Genomic DNA, 20,484 nt, shown 5'->3' on the forward strand with positions numbered 1-20,484 from the left:
GCCGCTCAACCATTCCAACGGCACTGGGACCGTTGAATGGTTGAGACTCACGCGTCGGCGGACTCCGCAGTGAGAGCCTTCCGGACTTCGCCGATGTACTTGCGGACGGTGTTCTGCTTGTACCCCGTCAGCTCGACGAGTTTGGGGGCGAGCTCGTTCGCCGACATCTGCTGCAGTTCGCGGGGCAGACGCATGTAGTAGAACTCAACCAGCTCAAGTCCCTTGAGATCGCTCGGGGCGGTTGAGGGCAGCGTCTCTTGCCGCTGGGTCTCGTCGGGCTGCTGCTCGTCGTCGGCGCCGTCTTCGAACGGCGGCTCGGATGTGCGGGACGCAGGTAGGTCCTCCGGTGCATGGGGCTCAGCCGGGATTCTCATCTGCACGACGACCCGGCTCCCGCCGGTGCGATCGGCTGACGCACCAGCCAGCTCACCAGCGCGGTCGGCCTGGAACTCGGGGGCGGAATTTTCCAGTTCCACATCCGGTGCAGTGTTCGGGTGCAGGTTCTCGTTCCAAGGCTTGTTGGAATCCTGGTCCGCGTCGCCCGTCTCAGCTTGGGGGGTCCGGGAAGAGGCAGAAGCCTCCCTGTTCATCTGCTCCAGGCGTTGCAGCAGCGGAAGCAGTTGCTCCTCCGACAGAGGTGCACCCGTCCCCGTGCTGATCTTGTACTCGTGCAGCAGGAAGTAGCTGAACTGGCTGGCCGTGGGAAACACGCGGAACTCCTGCAGCCAAGAACGGTAGGCGTCCAGGAAGCGGACATCCTCGCCATCAGCCGCGTGTGCGGTAGCGGCGGCCCCGGGGCCTTGCGCGTTTCGATGCCTGTCCTGCAGATCCGGTTCGTACGAGAGGTCGTAGCCACCCTCATAAAGGATCCCTTGAGGGAGCCAGGCGAGGTGCGCGTGCTCATCCTGCGGGGGCGCCTTCACGTATTCGCGGGACTCCAGCGCCTGGGGCGCGGCCTCGTGAGAAGTCTGGATCGGCTCGGAGGCCGGGGACAGCAGCACTGACTCGATGCCCGCCGCTACGAGGCCCGCAGGGGCCGTTTCCGCGAGGGGGACGCCGTACCGGGCCAGCCGCAGGGGCATCAGGGACTCGACCGGGGCCTTGCGGCGCCAGGCGCGGCCGAAGCGGGAGTGCAGGCGGGCCTGGTAGACGAGGCGGTCCTGCTCCAGCTTGATGACCTGCTCGTAGGAGCGCAGTTCCCACAGCTTCATCCGGCGCCACAGGAGGAAGGTGGGGATCGGGGAGAGCATCCAGCGGGTGAGGCGGACGCCCTCCATGTGCTTGTCGGCGGTGATGTCCGCGATCCGGCCGATCGCGTGCCGGGCCGCCTCGACGGAGACCACGAACAGGACCGGGATCACGGCGTGCATGCCGACGCCCAGCGGGTCCGGCCAGGCCGCCGCGCCGTTGAACGCGATCGTCGCGACCGTCAGCAGCCACGCCGTCTGGCGCAGCAGCGGGAAGGGGATCCTGATCCAGGTGAGGAGGAGGTCCAGTGCCAGCAGGACGCAGATGCCCGCGTCGATGCCGATCGGGAAGACGTACGCGAAGTTCCCGAAGCCCTTCTTGAGGGCCAGCTCGCGCACCGCCGCGTACGAACCCGCGAAGCCGATACCCGCGATGACGAGCGCACCGGCGACGACCACACCGATGAGAATCCGGTGCATTCGTGTGAGCTGGATTGGCGTCTTACCCGTCCCCGCGGTCACGTGCTGCTGCCTCTCTTGTGTCTCGCCTCTGATCGGCCCTCACACTCTCACGTGTCGTCTCACGAGGCATCGGAACCGTGCGAAGTTCGGTCTGATCGTCAACGAATAGTGATCATCTGTCCGTTTAGGGGTGTATCTCTGTGGCTGACTTTACGTGGTTGTTCTTGGGGAGTGGGGGCTGTGTCAACGACTGTTGTGGGTACGGCCCTTGGTGTCGCTGGGCTGTCGGTTCGACTCCCCAATTGGGGAGTCGAACCGACAGCCCAGCGATACCAAGGATTCCGGTGTGCCAGGATGCCGTGTGCCGCGCGCAAGACGGCGCGGAGGAAACGGAACAGGAGGCCGCTTCGTGCTCAGCGACGCCGTGGAGTGGATCGAGCCACCCCAGAAGTCAACCGTGATCGGCACAGGGAAGGGCGGGGTCGGGAAGAGCACGATCGCCGCTCATTTCGCGGGTCATTGCGCAGCCGAGGGCCAGCGCACGCTGTTGGTGTGCGTAACGAGCCAGGATGACGACGATCTGGGGATCAAGACCTTTGGCAGGGGCATCCAGCCAGACGGCCCAAGCGTGTTGGACGGTCTGGGGCTCCACCGGGCGATCGCGGAGCGCGCGCCGCTGGTTCCGGTTCGCGAGGTGCGTCCGAACCTGGACGTGGTTCCGGGCGGCGAGGCCGTCGGTGAGCTCATCCCGCTGCTGATGCACCGCATGATGACCGAGGGCGCCACTGTGGTGCTGTCCCTGGCCCGCGCCCTGGCTCCGCTGGCTCCGTGGTACGACCAGATCGTCTTCGACAGTGCCCCCGAGAACGACTCGCTTGAGCAACTCGCCCTCGGCGCGGGCCGGAAGCTCATCGTGCCCACCCGCTCGGACGACTCGTCGATCAAGGGGATCCGGCGCATCTCGAGGAACTATAAATCCGTGCGCAAGCAGGTGAACCCCCATCTGCGTGTAGCAGGCGCGTTCCTCTATGCGTCCAACCCGTCTGCCACCTCGATGCATGCCGAGGTGAACGACGACATCCGTACGGAGCTCGGTCAGTCGACCCCGATACTGAAGACCATCGTGGGCTACCGGGAGAAGCCGGCCCGCAACGCCCGGAAGATGGGCTTGCTGTTCTCTGAGTACGAGGCGCTGTTGCCAACGAGCGCGAAGAGCTACGACGTCGCTGCGGGGCGCGCGAAGGTTGCCGACGTGGTCCCCGACTCCATCGTCAGCCTCTCCGCGGACATGCGCGCGCTGAACAGTGAAATCCTTGAATACTGCGAAAGGGCGGCCTGATGGCAGGGTTTGACGACGACGACGAGGACGAGGGCGCCGGCGGTGCTCGAGCCGTTGGGACAGGGCTCCTCGGCGGGGGCCTGCCCGCAGTCGTGCAGGCGGCATCGGTCGTAGTCCAAGCACCCGTAGGCACCACGCTGGGGTCCATTCCCAACCCCCGCCCGCCCGCAGGCGACGGAGAGCTCACCCCAGAGGAGCAGGAAGCCCTCACAGCCTGCAAGGCTGGGATGAACAACCTGCAGACGGCCTTCTGGGTGGCGGGCAAGAGCCTTGAGACGATGAAGACCGGCAACCTGCACCGCAACGAGGGCGTCCCGAATTTCGGCGACTACGTCATGGACACCTGGGAAGTCTCCGAGTCCCAGGCACACCGGCTCATGGACGCATGGAGGATCGGCGAGGCTCTCGCGGCCATGGGCTGGATGCCGCGCGAGGCCCAGATTCGCGAACTCACCGATGTCAGGAACGAGTCCGGCGACCAGGCTGCCGTCGCGGTCTACGACACCGTGGCCCGCAGCGTCAGGCGCGTCACGGCCAAGCTGCTCAGCGAGGTCGTGCGGGAACTTCCTCCACTCCCCCGGCAGGCCTCGCCGGCGGACGTCCGGAAGCTGGTGCAAGAAATCCTCGCGGCACGGGCTGCCCCGACGGCAGCCTCACAGACTCCCCCGACCGGTGTTCCGGCGTCGAACGGAGGGGTCCCGAACATCACCTCGATCGGCAAGGAACCCGCCAGTGAGAACTCCCCAATTGGGGAGTCGGGCTCGGAGCCCAGTATTCCCAAGGGGTCTGGTGATAACGGAGGGAACGATATCCGGCGCCTCGCAGCGGCACTGGACGACCTTCGCGGGGTGGAGCGGCGGCTCAGCAAGCCGGCCGTGAAGCGTGCACTGGCCTACGACTCAGAACGCACAGAGGCGTTGATGACGCAGATGGACGAAGCGCTGAACCGCATCGGCCGCACCATCGCTGTACGCCGAGCCGACGCCTAGTCCATTTCAGCGTTCGTATGGACTTTGGGGAGCCCTCGCCGAGGGCTCCCCTTCGTGCTTGTCGCGGCAGGTTGCCGATCTACCGAGTGGTGGCGCGTCGGGGCGCAGCGGGGAGCGCGGGCAGAAAGGCGCCGCGGACGGCGTCGAGGAAGTCGCTGCGGTTGTCGAAGCCGTGCGCTGCGGCGTAGCCGTCGTACACCGCGAGTTCCTGCCTGGAGGGACGGAAACTCTGCTGGGTGCTGTCCTTCACGGCACCCCGGTCAACACGTCGGGCGGGCACGTCCCCGAACAAGCCTTCGGGACCGTAGTCCTCCTCGCTCACGGGCTGCTGACGGTGACGGGTCCATTCGCGCAGCTCGCCCCAGAGATCATTCTTCTTGGCGTGCAGGAACGCCCGGCGTACGACGACCGCATTGGTGGGCTCCCATCCGGTCTGCGCTCTCAGGCACTGCACGGGACTGCGGCAGTTGGTCAGCCCTCCCCGTCTGATGCGGCTGACGGTCCAATGAGTACCGACCAAGAAGGAGTGTGACTGCCGTGCGCGCCGACAGCCTCGCCGGCCGGGTCATCGCTGCGCTCTCGCGCCGCGCGCCAGCGTTGCAGCCCGGCATTTCTCAAAGCAGGCATGCCGAACAGCCCCTGACGCACCTGTCCACTGAGGCCGTCGCCGGATCCGGGGCGCGGCTGGTTAACGTCGGGCTGGAGAACGCCAGTCTGCGCGGCGTCGGGCTGGGCGGCGCCCGTCTGCGGGGCGCTGATCTACGGGACGCCGATCTGCAGGGAGCCGATCTGCAGGTGGCCAATCTGACGTCCGCAAGTCTTGAGGGTGCGGACCTGCACCGGGCGAATCTGCGGGATGCCCATCTGGACAGCTCTGACCTGAGGAAAGCCGATCTGAGGGAGTCCGATCTGCGCAATGCCTCGTTGTCCAAGGCCACGCTGACCGGCGCCAACTTAGCGGGCGCCGACCTGCGGGACGCGCGGATGCCCGGCAGTATCCTGCACGCCGCCGATTTAGGAGACGCTGACCTGCGCGGCACCGAGTTGCACCATGCGGTCTTGCAGGGAGCCGACCTGCGGCAAGCACGGCTGCCCACGTCACTCGGCACAGTAAGCCTGAAGGACACGGACCTGCGGGGTACCGACCTGCGCAGACGGGAGCTCCAGGACAGCCGTATGCGCGGCGCCGACCTGCGCGGCGCGTTCCTCACCGGAGCGGATCTTCGGGACGCGGACCTGACCGGTGCTCAGGTGTGGGACGCCGACTTCACACGTGCCAATCTCAGCGGCGCCGACCTCAACGACATCGACGTAGGCCCTCAAGGACTGCACGGCCGCACACGACTCCGTCTCGCCGGAGCCCAGTGGACGACAGCAACCCGGTGGCCGCCCGCACTGCAGGCCACCATCCAAGCCCAGTCCGTCAAGACCGCCGACAACGCATGGGTTGTAGCCGCCCTCACCGCACAGAGAGGGGTCTCGCGGCACGTGACCTCACTCTGAAAGATGAACCCCACCCGCAGACCACGCCTCGCACCACCCTACGCCACACAGTGCAGCACGAGCCCGATCGACACTCACGCCCGCCCTCGGCCAGCCACGACTGGAGGTGCCTCACCTCACACCGACCGCAGCGTCAACACCGGAACAAGCAGGGGAAGTTCACCGTTCATCTACATGTGGCTGCGGAGGGGACAGTGTCCCCGGGCCTCACCTACAGCCCATGGGGACGATCGTCCGGCTGAAGCCCCATGGAGCCTTCCGCCGAGAGGCGACCGCCCTCCGCACGCCACCACCCACGGCCCCGGCTGGTCTCCCCCGTCCAGCCGGGGCTTTCCCCTGTGCACAACCGTCGAAGGACCATCAGGGGTGACCAGACGGTAGCGGTCGTGCACGCGTTGCCCGTCGCGTAGGGTCCGGAGCTTGAGCCCGCCCAGCAGGGTGAGGTAGGAGCCGTCGGCCAGGACTTCCAGGACGACGGGCTTGCGGTGCGGGCCGAGGCGGACCAACAGCTGAGCACCGCCGGCGACATAGACCACCGGCGGCAACTACGCCGTACTACACCGCCATCGTGTCCTTCATGGCCAACGTCCCGCTCCCCGCCGATCAGGTCCGCGTCGCCTCAGGAGCGTGGACCAAGGACGGCTTCCGCACCTGGGATCAGCCAGATGCCTGGTGGCTGAGTTCGCTGGCCCGATCCGGTCTGCTGCTGAGGAGTGCGCGGCTGCGTGGCCTGCGGAGCGGGGGCTGCTGCCGCTTGCTCGCGGGCAAGTTGGCGCAGATAGGCCATGCCAGGACGGGTGCGATACCAACGGTTCCCGTCAAGGTGAAGCCATCCCTCGTCGGCGAGGCGCTGTACGGCGCCGGCCATCCACTGCTGGGGCCAGGGCGTGCGGGGATTCTCCGTGCAGTGGGCGGCGATCAGTGCGTGCAGGCGCGGGCCATGGCGGTGTCGAGCGACATAGCCATCGACCCAGGCGGCGACCTCGTACTCGCGGCCGCGAAGTTTGATCGGGTTGGGCCGCGGCCCTGGCTGTGCGGGTGGAGTGGTTCGGGGCGGTGGGGAGCCTGGCGCGAGGTGCCGGATGGGGTGGGCCAAGGTGACGTTGACGGCGTGGCCGCTCGTCGGGCCGGGTGTCACGTGCGCGAGCCATTGTGCTCGGGCCAGCGTCTCCATCACTTCCAAGGCGAGGTCCCGGGAGGTGAATCGGCACAGTGTGGCCATCTGGCGGAGGACGATCTGGGCGCGTCCCTCCCGGTTGCACCGCGCGGTGACGAAGAACGCGCCGAGACGGTCTGCCGCCGGTTTTCCGCGCAGGAGCGGATGGTCGATCATCCGCTGCGTCCAGCCGTTCAGCTTGCCGCGGGCGGTCCCCATAGGAATCCCCATGAGCCTCGAGTTGGCGGCGAGATCGGGCACACGGAGCTGCGCTGCGGGCGCTCCGCGCACGGCGCCCTGGACCTCGTCGAGCGAGGCGTCCACCCATTCTGCGTCGATGAGTTCCTCCAGCGCCCAGTCCGGCAGGTCCATGCGGCCCGGGCCCAGGTCGTTGCTGACCATCTTGACGATCCCGCCGGGACGGACGCGCAGCGCGATGAGCAGTGCGAGGAGGCGGGCCTCGGGGCTGTGGCCGACCTCTGCCTGGTGCAAGTACTGCAGGGCGGCGAGTGCGTAGTCGCCGTATGTGCCTGGTACTGCCCAGCTTGTCGGCTCCGATTGGGTAGCCGCGAAGCTGTCGTCCTCGTGCACCGGCGGCTTGGGGGCCGCCTCGGCCTGGCACACCTCGCAGTTGAGGGCGCGTTCCCGGTCGGAAGGTCGCGGGACCGCCGGGGTTCGGTCATCACTGCGCTGTTCACCGAGCGGAGCGGGCGGCATGTTGGCGTGCGCCGCCGCCTTGGCTGGTCCGGAGGGCTCGGACGGGGGCCGGCTGCTGCGGATGACCTTCGCTCGTGGTGTGGCCGTCGCGCAGGCCTCGCACGTCTCCGCCAGGATCCAGAGACGGCCCACCCGGTCGGGGATGAGGACCAGGGTCATCGGACCGGCGCAGGTCACGCTCTTCGGGGCGTGCCAGGTGCATTCCTCGTGGCGGCACCGGCAGCGGGCCGCTTCCCAGAGCGGCCCCACGGCGGCGATGTGCTCGCGGACGTGTTGCAGTGCCTTGGTACGAGCCAGCAACGGGTCGCGGAATCTGCTCGGATCCGGCACGCAGACCCCGCCCCGGCACTTGATCACCGATACACCGGCGGCGGGCGTCCCGTACGGATCGAGCCGTACGAGCCAGCGCCGCCCCGGGGGAGTTGTAGCCGCCCTCACTCCGTCTCCTGCCTTCCGCCTGGCCTGATGATCACCGCAGGGCATGCTGGCGTTCGGCAGACGGGTGCGTGGAGGGCCACGCCGTCACCAGTGTGGATCTCCCTCGATGGAGGGAACCGCTCGCGAGCTCCGGCCCGCTCTCGGGGAACCGATGGAATGCGGCTCCGGAGGTGACGGAATGCGCCGAGCGGGGGCAGCGGGCCGGGTGGCCGCCGCGTTTGTGGCGCGCTAGCTGGCCACTTTGAGCGTCGCAGTTGGCTGTCCCAACGAACCTGTTGCTGCTCAGCAGTTGATGGGGGGGTTACCGGAAGCGACTCGGCAGAAGTCCGACCCGAGTCCGCCGTCGACGGTGCCGGCGTTCGGGCCGACGAAGATGGCGTCGCCGTCGGCGCCGCCGAGGATCCTGCCGGTCGCCGTGGTACCGGCGTTGGCCGTGATGGAGTCACCGCCGGCGCCGCCGTCGACGGTGCCGGCAACGATGCCGTTGATGACGATGTAGTCGCCCCCGCCCTTGCCGTCGACGCTATCGCCCACGGCAAGGGCGCCGCAGCTGATGTAGTCGGGGCCGGCAGTACCAGTGACGGTCGTACCGGACACGGGACGGCCGTTGACCGTACATGAAGTCAGGGCTTGTGCAGGCGTCGCGGTCAGGGCGAGGGGAGCGGCTACGAGGGTGGCGGCGCAGAGCGTACGCATCGCGTGTCTGATCATGCAATGAGTGGTTCATGGTGACTTCATGATCGCAATTCTGCACCATCGGTGACTCTACCGTCCGGGGTAGTTTGCCGCCCGGACGGGCCACCTAGGCCGACGGTCGGATGATCGGGTTTGCGGCTGGTGTCCGAGGCAGGAGTCCCGGTCCCCGTCCTCGGGCTGTGCAGGCTGTGTGCCGAAGGGACCACGCTTCACTCGCTGCGCCAGGCCGCTGTACCCATCGACCCGCGGCAGCGCGCCGTCTTGGAGACCGTGGCCGCCGCCATGGCGTAGCTCGTAAGCGCCACCCTCGGAGACCCGCAGTTCAGGCGCGCCCCAGACGTCACCCGCTCAGGGCGACGCACCTCTATGCGTGACCTAGAAGGAGCAGTTCGGGACGGTGATCGTGGCTGAGCCTGGCTATAGTGCAGGCAGTACCTCTTCCTCAGGCACAGGGGCCCCGCCGATGCATCGGCGGGGCCCCTGTATTTGTGTTGTCAGGCAACCTGCAGGTTGGGGCGTCCTTCCGCGGGAGGCACTGAGGCATAGGAGGGCAGCTTGAGGTTGGGCAGGTCGCCGGCCTTGATGTTCGCGATGGTCTGCCGGAATGAGGCCTCCATGGCCTCGGGGCTCTCGTACTTGGCTGCGAGGGGGTGCAGCCGGTAGGAGTTGCCCTTGCCGCCGTCCTCGTTCTTCGGGCGCAGCACGATGTTGAGGTCGCACAGGGGGGCGATGAGGTTGCTGATGGCCTGGGGGGTGACGCGGTACTCCCTGGCCATGTCCTTCTGCTTTATGGGCAGGTGGCCGCCGAAGTCGGATCGGTAGAGCAGATAGTTGAGGAACTTCACCGAGGATCCGGAGATTGGGAGCGCCCAGATGCGCTCGGAGACGACCGGAGACAGCACCTCAGCCATCGGTATCCCTTTCTCGTCGTGTGCAGCGGGTTGGTTGGTGGACGTGTATCACCCGGTGAGTTTTCCTCTGTTGTAGTTCGTCTGCTGAGTGAAACCGAGGTCCAGCTCCTCCTGGTGCACGTCGGGTCCGATGACGTTGGGGAAGGCCTCCGGGTCGCGGTCGTGCTGGGCGGCGATCTGTTCGAGGACGGCGTGCTGGGCGGTGCTGTTCCCGTGGAACCACAGTTTCACGTTCAGCTGGATGACGCCGTTGCCGAGCTGCTCGACCCACTTGTAGCCGACCAGGGCCCGCACGGCGCGGTTCACCGTGGAGCGGGTAATGCGCTTGCCGTCCTTCTTTTTCTCGGCGAGCTTGTTGAGACCGTCGGTGATCTCCTGCTGGGTGTACTGGGCGACTCCAGTGCCACGTTCCTGGCCGCCGGCAACGTACAGGAACACGCAGAGCTGGGACTTGGTGATGGAGTTGGCGACGGCCAGCTGCGCCAGGAGCTGCGTGAACCAGTTGCTCGCCAGGCTGTAGCCGGCATCGCCCGCCATGTCGTGCACGGCTCGGTGGTCAGGCTCGTACTCGAAGGTGACGTTCTTGAGCTTGCGACGGCCGCGTGGATCGGCGCTCGGGCTGCTCTGGCCAAGCTGCTCGCCCAGAACCTGCAACAGGTCGTCGAAGCCGAGGTCCTCAGATGCTCCGCTGGGGACAACTCGGGGTCGTGGGCTCCGGGGTGCTGGTGGATCAGATGTCACAGGACCTCCCTTATTACTCAGGCGATCCAGAGACTAGCCCAAAAATCAACTAGGGCTTGTCTTTTGCTGCGTCGGCGCGCCGACGGGCCCTCTGCTGGCACCACCCGCGCCGGGGGCGGCCCAAATATCAACTGGACATGGATTTCCAGGGCGCCCAGGATCTGTAACTCAAGCGGTACTTGATTTCTAGTGTCGCAATGGCAGCACATTTCATGCGCCTGAGACCTTCCGACACCCTCCTCGGATCCATCCGGTACATCGCCCTGACCTGCGGCGTTCCTCTCCGTCGCCAGGGGGCTCGGAAGTCAAGCAATAGTTGATTTTTAAGCCCCAACGTGCGCGCCAGGTTGACATTCCGGAGTCGGAAATGTGCCCTCCAGAGCACCGCTTGGAGTCCAAAGTCGCAGGTCAGAGGCCTAGTTTCCCTGGCGCTTCTTATTAAAGAGCCCACAAGTACTGCATCCCTGCCCGGTTCCTGGGCCCAGCCCCGCAACACAGCCTTGAGCCCGTAAATACCCCATAACTGCATCGAGCAGCCGGTACATCCCCGTTCTGGACAGCGACCAACGAAAGCCAGCCACGACGGCGGCTCACATACGCACTCAGGAACGGAGGCCACCTGCACCACCCACTCATCTCAACCACGCCATCTGCGTTTCAGGCCGTCACCACGCAGTCGCCGCAGCCGTTCTCACGCGTCGGTACCCTGAACCGCCCCGGGTCGAATGGAGACTCGATTTCATGAAAGGATCGAGTCATGGCACGACCTTCCCGTTACCCGCTTGAGCTCCGCCGTCGCGCGGTGCGCATGGTCGCCGAGGTAGGCGACGACTACCCGAACGAGACGGCCGCCCTGCAGGCGGTGGCCGAGAAGCTCGGCATCGGCTCCCGCGAGACGCTGCGGAACTGGGTGAAGCAGCACGAGATCGATGCGGGGACACGTCCGGGGACGACGACGGAGGAGTCCGCCCAGCTCAAGGCGTTGAAGAAGGAGAACGCCGAACTGAAGCGGGCCAACGAGATCCTGAAGGCCGCGGCGAGTTTCTTCGCGGCCGAGCTCGACCGGCCACACACACGCTCGTAGCGTTCATCGACGAGCACCGGGACCGCTTCGGCGGCGTCGAGCCGATCTGCAGGACGCTCACCGAGCACGACTGCAGGATCGCCCCTTCCACCTACTACGCCCACCACAAACGTCGCAGCACGCCGTCGGCCAGGACCGTGCGGGATGCCGAACTGAAGAAACAGATCAGCGAGGTCTTCGAGGCCAGCTACCACGTCTACGGGGCGAGGAAGATCTGGCGTGAGCTGAACCGGCAGGGCCGCCGCGTGGCCCGCTGCACCGTCGAACGCCTGATGCGCGAACTCGGCATCGCTGGGGCGGTCCGTGGTAAACGCGTGATCACCACGCTGCCCGGCGGGCAGGCCGAACGGGCGCCGGACCTGCTGGACCGCGACTTCGTCGCTGCCGCCCCGAACCGCTGCTGGGTCGCGGACTTCACCCACGTGAAGACCTGGGCCGGTGTCGTCTACGTCGCCTTCGTCGTGGACACGTTCTCCCGCCGGATCGTCGGCTGGTCCGCGGCCACCGTGAAGGAAACGGTCTTCGTCCTGGACGCCCTTGAGATGGCCGTGTGGCAACGTGACCGCGACCAACACCCAGTTCAGCCAGGCGAGTTGATCCACCACTCGGATGCCGGGTCGCAATATACGAGTTTCCGGCTCGCCGAGCATCTGGACGCCGCCGGCATCGCCGCCTCGATCGGATCGGTCGGCGACGCCTACGACTGTCAGTCTTTTCGCACCGGATCCCGCAAGGATTGGGTAGCCCCGGCTGAGGTGGTCTGACTCTTGCTTATGACTGACCCCGTGAGTGTCCTGGCGTTGATCTGTCGACCGCCCGGCCGGGCACGCAGCAAGCGCTGCCGCCGGACGGACGTGACCTGATAAGAGCCTGGAGCCGACTCGCCAAAGCGTCCCCGTGACAGTCCTGTCCGTCCGACCGGCGACAGCGTGAACCCCACGCTACCGACCGGAAGGAACTCCGTGCAGACCAGCGAGCAGCCCAGGTCCGGGCATGTCGTGATCGGCGTCGACACGCACAAGCACGTGCACGTCGCGGCGGTGATGGACACGATCGGAGGGATCCTGGCCACGCTGACGATTCCCACCGACACCGGTGGCTTCCAGCAACTGGCGGACTGGGCCGCGTCGTTCGGCACCGTGCTGGCGTTTGGGATTGAGGGCACTGGCTCCTACGGCGCTACGCTGACCTCGTTTCTGCGCAGGGCCGGTCACAAGGTGGTCGAGGCCGGGCGCCCGGACCGGCGGCTGCGGCGCATGAACGGAAAGTCCGACACCCTGGACGCGGAGAACGCCGCCCGCGCCGTGCTGGCCGGGTTCGCGACGGCCACGCCGAAGACCGCCGACGGCGAGGCTGAGATGATCCGCCAGCTCAAGATTGCCCATGACCAGGCCGTTGAGCAGCGTGCGGCTGCGATGGTCACGATGAAGGCGATGCTCGTCCACGCTTCGGACGCCCTGCGTCGGGAGACTGCCGGCAAGACACAGATCAGCCTGGCGCGGCAGCTGGCAGCTCTGCGTCCTCGCCGTCTGGAAGGACCCGAGGACGCCCTTCGGCACACCTTGCGAACACTTGCCAAGCGGTGGCAGTACCTGGACGCCGAGGCCAAGGAACTGACGAAGATGATCGGCGACCTGGTCCAGCGAGTTGCCCCGCAACTGCTCGAGCCCTTCGGTATCGGCGTGGACACGGCCGCGGAGATCCTCGTCGTGGCCGGCGACAATCCCGAGCGGATCAAGTCCGAAGCCGCTCTCGCCAAGCTCGCGGGCATCGCTCCCGTGCCCACCGGCTCCAGCATGACCAGCGGCAGACACCGCATCAACCACGGAGGCCATCGCCAGCTCAACGCCGCGATCTACCGAACCGTCATCGTCCGCATGCGATTCCACCAGCCCACCATCGACTACGTCGCCCGCCGCACCACTGAGGGCAAGACGAAACGCGAGATCATCCGATGCCTCAAGCGCTACGTCATCCGCGAGGTCTACCACCTACTTCGGCCCGCCCCACGGACAGCCTCGGCAGCGAGTTGACAACTATAGGAGCGTCAACGCCCTGATGGAGAGCACGATCGGCCTGTACAAGACCGAGCTGATCAAGCCCCAACGGCCCTGGAAGTCGCTCTCCCAGGTCGAGGTGGCCACCGCAGAGTGGGTCGACTGGTACAACCACCGCCGACTCCACGGTGAGATAGGGCACGTTCCGCCCGTCGAGTACGAAGCCAACCACTACATGGAATCCACGAAACCCCAGGTCACAACCATAATCTGAGATCTCTATCGAACCCGGGGCGATTCATCCCGTCCGCATCTTGACCTCCGCCGAGTACGACACCTACACGGAGGAGCGGGCCCGGCAGTTCACGGTCGCCTGAGCAGTGCGCGGGGTGCCGCCGGAGCCCATACAGCGTCCGCACATGCGAAGAAGACAGAGGGCCCGCGCCGAGTACGGGACGAGGGCGCCAGCTGACCACCGCTGAGGTGTCTGCAGGTTCTTCAGGGTTTCGCTGACCTGTTCGTTGAGGACCTCCGTGGCGAGGTGCTGGACTGCCTTGTCGTCGAGTCCGTCAGAGGCTGGCGGCCGGCCATCTGGAGTGGCCTTGTCACCGGCAGCCGCACTCTTCTTGAACACGGAGGTCAGTGCAGCTTTGCAAGCTGTTGGGTCGGCTGTGGGCTTGTCACTGCTGCTACATGCGGTGAGGGCTGCAGCGAGTACGAGCAGCGTGCTGCAGGCGGCTGTGCGGGTTTTCATGGTCCCCCCAGAGGTTCCGATTACTGTGGGGCATCATGGCGTTACCGAAGGATGTCGTAGCGGCTCTGTGGCAATCCTGTGACTCGGATCGGCGCTTGGGCCGCTGGTGCCCGCCCGTCCAGTGAACAGCCCCCGCTGTACGCGACTTCGGTGATCGGCGGGCCGTGCTGACCGAGGGCTGGGAACGGGAAAATCCGCCGGGTGGAGTGTTCTGGCGACCGGTCACTCCTGCCGGTGAACGGCGCTGGACGTCGTCACTACTGGCCAGCCACGGCGTTCCGCCTGGGCCACGAGGTCCGCCGTCACACTCCCGCCGCTCCCGGGCGACTCCGTCACCGCGAGTGCTATGACCTCCTCGCCCTCGGTCGCCTCGCGCCGCGCCGTCTCGATGATCATCTCGTTGACCATCAGATGTGCCGCCCGGCGGTCGGGTCCCGGTGATGCAACGCTCTCGACCGACACGCCCGTGTCCGCCAGTATCTCCCGGTATCGTTCTATCCATTCCTCGCCGAGATCGGCCACGGACACCCGCTCGAACTCGGCGACCCCGCCGAGCAGGATCACCCGCGCCGGGATGTCCCGCTCCCGTGCGAGCGCGAGCACCAGCAGGTCCGCGCCAGCAGCCGCCGAGCCCACCAGAAGCCGCGGCCGGACCTCGTCCAGCAGAGTACGGACACGCTCCCGCACCCCCTGGGCGTCCGTCGCCTGTCGCCGGCCCGCATAGATCAGGATCACTCCCGAAGCGTATCCGGCCGGTCTCTCACGGTCCTATGTGGAAGAAGCCGACAACGAGTGGGAGCTCCCGCTCGTCGCACAAACGCAGGGCCCGGTTGAGCGCCTGGGCCGGGTGCACTCCGGTGGCGAGCTCACGGTAGAAGCGCTCTGCGAGTCGAGCGGCGTGAACATCCGTGACGATGTCGGCGACGCCGATTGCGTCGCGGAAGCCAGCGATGTGCAAGGCGACAGCAGGTGACCACGCCTCGTCGCGACTCGCAAATCCCGAGGAGCCGCTGAAGCAAGCCGACAGGAATGCCAGGCCCGCGGGCCGCCGTCGCAGCTGCGCCAGTTCGGATACGGTAAGCAGCCCGTCGGCCAGGGCGAGCCCGCCGTCGGCGGGCCGGGACGGATCGGCCAAACCGTGCCCAGAGAAGTGCAACCCGCGGTGCTCGGCCAGGAGGGCGAGCACCGTGCCGCGCGTCGCCTCACGCCCGGTCAGCAGTGTGCCGTCCCCCGTGCTCTGCCGGACCATGGCGGCTTCCTCCCGGGCGGCGGGCAGTGGCGCCAATGGGACGGGACCGGGCTGCGGATCGGCGACGACCAGCGTCCGCTCGTGAGAGGAGGGTCCCATACCCCCGCCAGCCGCTCGCGCCCGCGCTTCGACCAGGACGCGCAGGCTCGGGGTGTAGGACGAGCAGATCAGGTCGAGGGCGTCGCCGTCCGCGCCGCGCGCGGCGTGCAGCGGCAGTCCCGCGAGGATCCTGGTGGGACACCACCACAGTCGGGTGGGGACCTTGGGTCTCCGGACGTGGTTCAGGACGGGACCGACGATCGAATGCCAGAGGTGGGCTAGGAGGTCGTTGGTGGAGGACAAGAGGAGACGATGGGGGTTGTCATCAGCCAGGTCCCGGGCCCTGGCGTACTTGGCGGCCAGCGCTCCGGTCGTCGCAGGGTCGGCGGCTGGCAGCGGCACCACCTGCACGCGCTGGTGCTCGATGATCAGGGCGTCGCTACGGACCCTGCTGACATTGACGATCACGACTGGACCGCCCGCCGACGCCGCGGTCAGATCGGCGAAGGACCACGGCGCCTGGAATGAGGAGAATCCGGGAATCGCCCGGGCGGCCGCGATCGTCCGCTCCCACTCGCGGGACAGTTCGTGCCCGGTGTCGGAGGGCCAGTCGTCGTCCTGACCGGTCGGGGAGTCCAACCGCGCCCTGATCAGGACGAGCCGCTCCGCCAGTTCGGGGGCGGCCTGTTGCAGCCGCGACAGATCGGTCCTGAGGTCCAGGAGCCGCGACCACTGCGAGGACCGCGCCTGTTCGAGGAGTTCGACCGCCCGCTCCGCCAGACCGAGCATGAGTGCGCAGGCAGCCCCGTCGTAGGCCACCTCCGCGTAGCGTTCAAGGTGATCTGGGCCGATGGACAGGTGGCCGCGGGCGGGCAGGTCAACCGCCAGCAGCGCGAGGCACCGTGCCGCGAAGTCCAGTGCCTCTTCCCATCTGGCGCGGTGGACCGCGAGACCGCAAGCGGCCTCGGCGGCGTCGAGACGTGAGATCAGGGGGGCTGCCGTGTCGTCCACGATGTGGCCCCACAGCGCCAGCGCTCGGTCGAAGTCCCCAGTCCTGCCAGATGACTCGTGGCGGACGGCGTACGTCGTCGCCGCCACCGCCAGCACTTCGGCCTCGCGCCGGGACGCCGCGACCGCCCGGTCGGCAAGGTCCCCGGCCGCGTCCAGGTCGGCGGGGTCGGCCGCGAGCCGGTAGCGGGCGATAAGCGCCGCCGCCAGGTTCGCCGCCGTCCTCGCAAGAGCCGGATTCCCCGGCGTGAGCAGGGCGACGGTCCCGAAGCCCAGATCCACCGCCTCGTCGAGGTCGTCCGGGGCGGCGGTGACCTGGTGCCGCTGGAGGAGAGCGGCAGCGAGCGCGGAGAGCACCTGTGACCGCCGGGCCGGTTCGGGGAGTCCGCCCACGGCATGGCGCAGCCGGTGGATCGCCTCGTCCAGGCCGCCGCGATCGCCGGTCGTCTCGAAGAGGGACTGGAGGGCGCCCGCGAGCCGGATGGTGACAACGGTGTGTTCGTCCGATCCCGTCGGCGAGCGCTGGAGTGCGTCACGAGCGATCGTGACCGCTTCCCTCAAATCGGAAAGCGCCCCGGACACCAGATGGCGCAGGCGCAGGGCCTCGGCCAGTCCGCCGACGAGCAGGCCGGACATGGGCCCGGTGCCGGCCAGCGCGGCGGCTCGCCGGTGCAGGGGCACCGCCCGGTCGAGGTCGTCTCTTCGGCCCAGGAGACGAAAGCGGGTGCACAGCGCCTGGCCCAGGCCGGACAACACGCTGGCCAGCCACGGCCCTTCGTCCCCGCTGATCGAGATGGCGGTCTCCAGAAGTCGGATCGTATCGTCGAGGTCCTGATGGCTGCCCGACAGGCGGGCCCGGGTTTCCACCAGGGCCGCCAGATTGGCGATCACGCGGGCGGAGTCTGGATGATGAGTGGGCATCAGGTCGATCGCGCGGCCCAGCGCCGAGATCGCCTCGTCCAGGACGGCGGGATCACCAGCGACCTCGTACCGCGCGTCGAGGGCAACCGCAAGGTTGGTTAGGTGCGCGCTCAGCTCGGGGGAATCCGGCGCCAGCAGCGACAGTGCCTGACGTGCGAGGCCGATCGCGTCGTCCAGGACACCCTGGTCGCCGACGTGGTGGAACCTGCGGACGAGCGCGCCGACGAGCAGCAACCGCAGGGTGGAAGCGTCTGCCGGGTCGGTCGCAAGGACATTCCTCAGCAGAAGGATCGCCTCATCCAGAGAGGAGATGTCACCGCTCAACTCGTACCTGTGCAGGAGCGCGTCGGCCAGTTCCGCGGCGGAACCGCCCTGGAGGCTTGTCACCAGGTCGTCGAGGTCGCCCTGGTCCCCGGACCGCAGCCGGGGGTCGATGTAGGGGAAGTTGCCGGTCGCCGGGTGCGGCCGTGCTCCGGGGACCGGTTCGTCCGCCGCGCCCTGCTCGGGAGCGTACAGATCGCCTCGGCTCGTGCGGATCCTGACTGGCCCGGAGCCCACCTCGACGCTGACGATCTCACCGTTGTACAGCCGCACCTGCTGCCGCCGGTCCACGCCGTACTCGACCTCGACGACCCTCGGCTCGGTGTCGGGCACGCGGATCGCCATCACTCCGGGGCCGTGCGGCGCGCCGAGGTACAGCTGACCGCCCTGCCAGAGCACCTGTACTTCGGCGTCGCGGGTGAGTGCCACGCTGATCGCCTCGGCGTCGGCAACGGTGATGTCGGACGCCGAGTTTGGCACCGGCCGCAGGGGCACATGCTGGGCGGCCACACTGGCCAGCTGCCAGGCAGCAGTCGTCGCCAGTACCTCGGGCGGCAGCCGTCTCCAGGCTCCGACGGCCCACTCGGCGATCCCCGTGCGCTCCTCAACGACCAGGGCGCGCAGTGCTTTGCCCAGTTCCCGGCCGAGTTCGGCGCGGTCGCCCTCGCCGCTGACCGCGAGCCAGGTCAGCCGCTCCTCCAGGAACAGGGTCGGTGACATGTCGACGTGCGCAGCCGACACGATGTCCCAGATGGGCAGGGGCCGTCCCTGGGACCGTGCAGTGCCGAGCAGGTCTCGCAGGGCGGCACGGAGCCTGGGCAGGATCTCCGGGCGCAGGACGAGATAGCCCGGTCCTCGGTGGGCGACCCAGTCGCTCGCCCAGAGGTCGGCCTCGGCCCCGACGTCCATGCGCGGGAACAGCCGTAGTCGGGCGGCCCTCAGCAGTCCGGGCTCGATCCGGGTCGCAACACTCAAAACGGTCGCCAGGCGGACCGCGTCCGGCGAAGGGTCAACGAGCAGCTCGGCGTCCCTCATGGGCGCCTGCGTGCGTCGGCGACAGTGGTGACACGATCCCAGGTGAGGATGCGGATCGGGGCAGACCGCGACCACGCGGGGCGGCGGTCTGGTGGGAACGGCAGGAAGGCCACCAGTTCGCCCTGTGCCTGTGTCACCTTCGCGGCCAGATGGGTCCAGTGCTCCGACCGGTCCCGGCGTTCGCCGGGCCGAATGCCCAGGCCCAGATCGGACAGCAGCACCACGGTGGCACCACGTTCGGGGCCGGAGTAAGGCCGCCAGCTCCACCGGCCGTCGGGCCCGACCCCGCGTGCGGGGGTCGAGGCGAAGTAGCGGAACCGTACCGATTCCCGGCCGATCACCTCGGTCATCCGCCGCATGAGAGCCTCCTGGTCACGGCGGAAGGCCACCATGCCGGGCCCGAGGTCCACCAGGATCTCGACGCCGTGCCGCAGGGTGAGGGCGGACCGTCGGGGTATCCGTGCGACGGGCTCGCCGTACGACAGCGCCCGGATCAGCGGTGCGACGTCGATCTCGCCGATATGTTCGCGGCGGCTCATCGCCCCCTGGAGGATCGCCGCCTCCGATCTGGGGGCGAACAGAGGGGGCAGTGGCACGGCAGCCCGGGTGTGCGCGGGTTCGACGCGGGGCAGGCTCTCTCCTTCCAGGGTCGCACGCCGACTGTGCACTGCGCCCACGGGTCGCAGTAGGGGGACCTCGGTGGAAGGCAGCACCGCTGGTGGTGTGCTGCGGTCGCGGAGCGGTCCTGTGGGGCGGCGGTGGGCCGGTCCCGTCACCGCGAGGTCGCCGGGGCCGTCGTCACGGGCTGCCGGCCTAGGTTCGTCTGGCGCCGCGGGGGCGCCATCCCGACTCAGCCGGAGGCCGAGCAGCCGGGCGATGGCGGCGGGGTCTGTGTCCGCGTCGGCCGCGCGCAGCGCCCGGAGCATGTCGCCGATCCAGATGTCACCCCTCATGGACGTCGTTCTCGAGTCGCTGGGGTTTCACCAGGGCGAGCCTGCGCACCAATTTCCACCGGTCGTCCTCGCCGGGAACGATCCTGAGTTCGAGGCACGCGCGATATGCGTCGAGGAACTCGGCGGTGCTGGGCGCCCGCCCGGCGCCGAGGGCGGCCTCCTCTCGGGCTGCAATCAGTTCGTCGGCAAGGAGCCTGGCCAGACGTTCCTCCACGGCTCCGAACGGGCGCTCGGCATGCGTCAGATGAGCGCGGACGATGGCCAGGAGATCTTCGTCGGAGGGATCGGGTAGATGGGCCACCACGCAACGCCGCAGGAACGCCTGGGGCAGTTCCCGTTCCTCGTTGGTGGTGATCACGATCAGTCGTCGCGGGCTCGGGGTGCTTGTGCTTCCCTCTGCCTTGACGAGGGTGCCGGTCTCGGTGACGGTGAACTCACTAGATCCGAGCGGAATCAGAAGGCCGTTAGGAACGTCCGGATCGGCTTTGTCGATCTCGTCGATGAGGACCACGCTGTGGTCGGCGGAGCGGGAGCGGTTGATCTTCTCCAGCGGCACCTCCGCCGAACGGAACTCTTCAGGCAACGGCACTTCGCGGCCTCTGCGGGCCGCTGACTCCGGGGCGAACGCCCACCACAGGACGCCGGGCACGACATAGCGATGGTCGTCGAGTCCGGCTCCCTTACCGAGCATTTGCGCATCCGCCAGACGGCGGACGGCATCGAACGACCACAGCAGGTCGGTGGTCTGGGTCCGCGAGGTGACGACGTGCTCGTAGTAGCGCCAGTTCCGGATCCGCGCGAGGTACGGTGCCAGCGACGACTTGCCCGATCCGGGGTGGCCGCGCAGCAGCAGGGGGCGCCCGGTGGCCAGTGCGACGTCGACAGCGAGGTCGAGTTCGGGTGAGGTCACGTAGACCTCACCGTCGCGTGGATCGGCTGCGGCCGGAGCGGCGAAGGAGGGGGCCTCGGGCATAGGGGCTTCTC

General features: G+C 67.8%; 16 protein-coding genes and 1 pseudogene. 7 read left to right on the top strand and 10 right to left on the bottom strand.

Going from position 1 to position 20,484, the window contains the following annotated elements; genetic code table 11:
• Nucleotides 1-47: 47 nt before the first annotated feature.
• A complete protein-coding gene (locus tag OG199_RS44005; RefSeq protein ID WP_331728567.1) occupies nt 48-1,667 on the bottom strand; it encodes a DUF2637 domain-containing protein in 1,620 nt (539 codons plus the stop codon).
• 391 nt (nt 1,668-2,058) lie between these two features.
• On the opposite strand from OG199_RS44005, the gene OG199_RS44010 reads away from it, so the two are divergent.
• Both OG199_RS44010 and OG199_RS44015 read left to right on the top strand, forming a co-directional pair.
• Nucleotides 2,059-2,988 carry a ParA family protein gene (locus OG199_RS44010; RefSeq protein WP_331727845.1) on the top strand — a complete coding sequence of 310 codons (930 nt, stop codon included), beginning with the start codon at nt 2,059-2,061 and terminating at the stop codon, nt 2,986-2,988.
• Nucleotides 2,989-3,215: 227 nt separating this feature from the next.
• A complete protein-coding gene (locus OG199_RS44015) occupies nt 3,216-3,977 on the top strand; it encodes a hypothetical protein (RefSeq protein ID WP_405834914.1) in 762 nt (253 codons plus the stop codon).
• A gap of 79 nt (nt 3,978-4,056) precedes the next feature.
• On the opposite strand, the gene OG199_RS44020 is transcribed toward OG199_RS44015, so the two are convergent.
• Nucleotides 4,057-4,431 (bottom strand): hypothetical protein, encoded by a 375-nt coding sequence (locus OG199_RS44020; protein WP_331727848.1) that lies wholly within the window; start codon nt 4,429-4,431, stop codon nt 4,057-4,059.
• An 83-nt stretch (nt 4,432-4,514) separates the two neighbouring features.
• Here OG199_RS44020 and OG199_RS44025 point away from each other — a divergent pair, with 83 nt between their 5' ends.
• Complete coding sequence (locus tag OG199_RS44025) at nt 4,515-5,480, top strand: pentapeptide repeat-containing protein (RefSeq protein ID WP_331727851.1); 966 nt, start codon at nt 4,515-4,517, stop codon at nt 5,478-5,480.
• A 619-nt stretch (nt 5,481-6,099) separates the two neighbouring features.
• On the opposite strand, the gene OG199_RS44030 is transcribed toward OG199_RS44025, so the two are convergent.
• The 4 genes from OG199_RS44030 to OG199_RS44045 all read right to left on the bottom strand — a co-directional run bounded on the left by OG199_RS44030 (nt 6,100) and on the right by OG199_RS44045 (nt 10,052).
• Nucleotides 6,100-7,791, bottom strand: a complete 1,692-nt coding sequence (locus tag OG199_RS44030; protein WP_405834917.1) for a hypothetical protein — start codon at nt 7,789-7,791, stop codon at nt 6,100-6,102.
• A gap of 282 nt (nt 7,792-8,073) precedes the next feature.
• Complete coding sequence (locus OG199_RS44035) at nt 8,074-8,502, bottom strand: hypothetical protein (RefSeq protein WP_331727857.1); 429 nt, start codon at nt 8,500-8,502, stop codon at nt 8,074-8,076.
• A 479-nt stretch (nt 8,503-8,981) separates the two neighbouring features.
• Complete coding sequence (locus OG199_RS44040; protein WP_331727859.1) at nt 8,982-9,398, bottom strand: hypothetical protein; 417 nt, start codon at nt 9,396-9,398, stop codon at nt 8,982-8,984.
• Between the two features lie 48 nt (nt 9,399-9,446).
• Nucleotides 9,447-10,052: a hypothetical protein gene (locus tag OG199_RS44045; protein WP_405834918.1), complete on the bottom strand. Its 606-nt coding sequence runs from the start codon at nt 10,050-10,052 to the stop codon at nt 9,447-9,449.
• Nucleotides 10,053-10,896: 844 nt separating this feature from the next.
• Between OG199_RS44045 and OG199_RS44050 the strand changes: the two genes are divergently transcribed.
• The 4 genes and pseudogenes from OG199_RS44050 to OG199_RS44065 form a co-directional block, all read left to right on the top strand.
• Entirely contained in the window at nt 10,897-11,223 is a 327-nt protein-coding gene (locus tag OG199_RS44050; RefSeq protein WP_319754950.1) for a transposase, read from the top strand.
• A gap of 5 nt (nt 11,224-11,228) precedes the next feature.
• Complete coding sequence (locus tag OG199_RS44055; protein WP_331728570.1) at nt 11,229-11,987, top strand: IS3 family transposase; 759 nt, start codon at nt 11,229-11,231, stop codon at nt 11,985-11,987.
• A gap of 198 nt (nt 11,988-12,185) precedes the next feature.
• Nucleotides 12,186-13,256 carry an IS110 family transposase gene (locus OG199_RS44060; protein ID WP_331727870.1) on the top strand — a complete coding sequence of 357 codons (1,071 nt, stop codon included), beginning with the start codon at nt 12,186-12,188 and terminating at the stop codon, nt 13,254-13,256.
• Nucleotides 13,257-13,272: 16 nt separating this feature from the next.
• Nucleotides 13,273-13,494: pseudogene (locus tag OG199_RS44065) on the top strand (integrase core domain-containing protein); the annotation flags it as partial.
• Between the two features lie 702 nt (nt 13,495-14,196).
• Here the strand turns inward: OG199_RS44065 and OG199_RS44070 are convergent.
• The 4 genes from OG199_RS44070 to OG199_RS44085 all read right to left on the bottom strand — a co-directional run bounded on the left by OG199_RS44070 (nt 14,197) and on the right by OG199_RS44085 (nt 20,473).
• The gene (locus OG199_RS44070; protein ID WP_331727875.1) at nt 14,197-14,709 is read right to left on the bottom strand and encodes a hypothetical protein; all 513 of its coding nucleotides are present in this window, start codon (nt 14,707-14,709) and stop codon (nt 14,197-14,199) included.
• A 25-nt stretch (nt 14,710-14,734) separates the two neighbouring features.
• The gene (locus OG199_RS44075; RefSeq protein WP_331727877.1) at nt 14,735-18,547 is read right to left on the bottom strand and encodes a CHAT domain-containing tetratricopeptide repeat protein; all 3,813 of its coding nucleotides are present in this window, start codon (nt 18,545-18,547) and stop codon (nt 14,735-14,737) included.
• Nucleotides 18,544-19,143 (bottom strand): hypothetical protein, encoded by a 600-nt coding sequence (locus tag OG199_RS44080; protein ID WP_405834921.1) that lies wholly within the window; start codon nt 19,141-19,143, stop codon nt 18,544-18,546. Before OG199_RS44080 ends, OG199_RS44075 begins: the two co-directional genes overlap by 4 nt.
• 346 nt (nt 19,144-19,489) lie before the next feature.
• Nucleotides 19,490-20,473: a MoxR family ATPase gene (locus OG199_RS44085; protein WP_331727883.1), complete on the bottom strand. Its 984-nt coding sequence runs from the start codon at nt 20,471-20,473 to the stop codon at nt 19,490-19,492.
• Nucleotides 20,474-20,484 lie beyond the last annotated feature (11 nt).

The organism is Streptomyces sp. NBC_01176, from assembly GCF_045039825.1.
In the GTDB taxonomy this organism is placed as follows: Bacteria; Actinomycetota; Actinomycetes; order Streptomycetales; family Streptomycetaceae; genus Streptomyces.

What these genes read in the sequence shown, in the direction of transcription:
- OG199_RS44005 (WP_331728567.1), bottom strand. Translation starts at nt 1,667, where the DNA reads ATGCACCGGATTCTCATCGGTGTGGTCGTCGCCGGTGCGCTCGTCATC.
- OG199_RS44015 (WP_405834914.1), top strand. Translation starts at nt 3,216, where the DNA reads ATGAACAACCTGCAGACGGCCTTCTGGGTGGCGGGCAAGAGCCTTGAG.
- OG199_RS44035 (WP_331727857.1), bottom strand. Translation starts at nt 8,502, where the DNA reads ATGATCAGACACGCGATGCGTACGCTCTGCGCCGCCACCCTCGTAGCC.
- OG199_RS44040 (WP_331727859.1), bottom strand. Translation starts at nt 9,398, where the DNA reads ATGGCTGAGGTGCTGTCTCCGGTCGTCTCCGAGCGCATCTGGGCGCTC.
- OG199_RS44050 (WP_319754950.1), top strand. Translation starts at nt 10,897, where the DNA reads ATGGCACGACCTTCCCGTTACCCGCTTGAGCTCCGCCGTCGCGCGGTG.
- OG199_RS44075 (WP_331727877.1), bottom strand. Translation starts at nt 18,547, where the DNA reads ATGAGGGACGCCGAGCTGCTCGTTGACCCTTCGCCGGACGCGGTCCGC.
- OG199_RS44085 (WP_331727883.1), bottom strand. Translation starts at nt 20,473, where the DNA reads ATGCCCGAGGCCCCCTCCTTCGCCGCTCCGGCCGCAGCCGATCCACGC.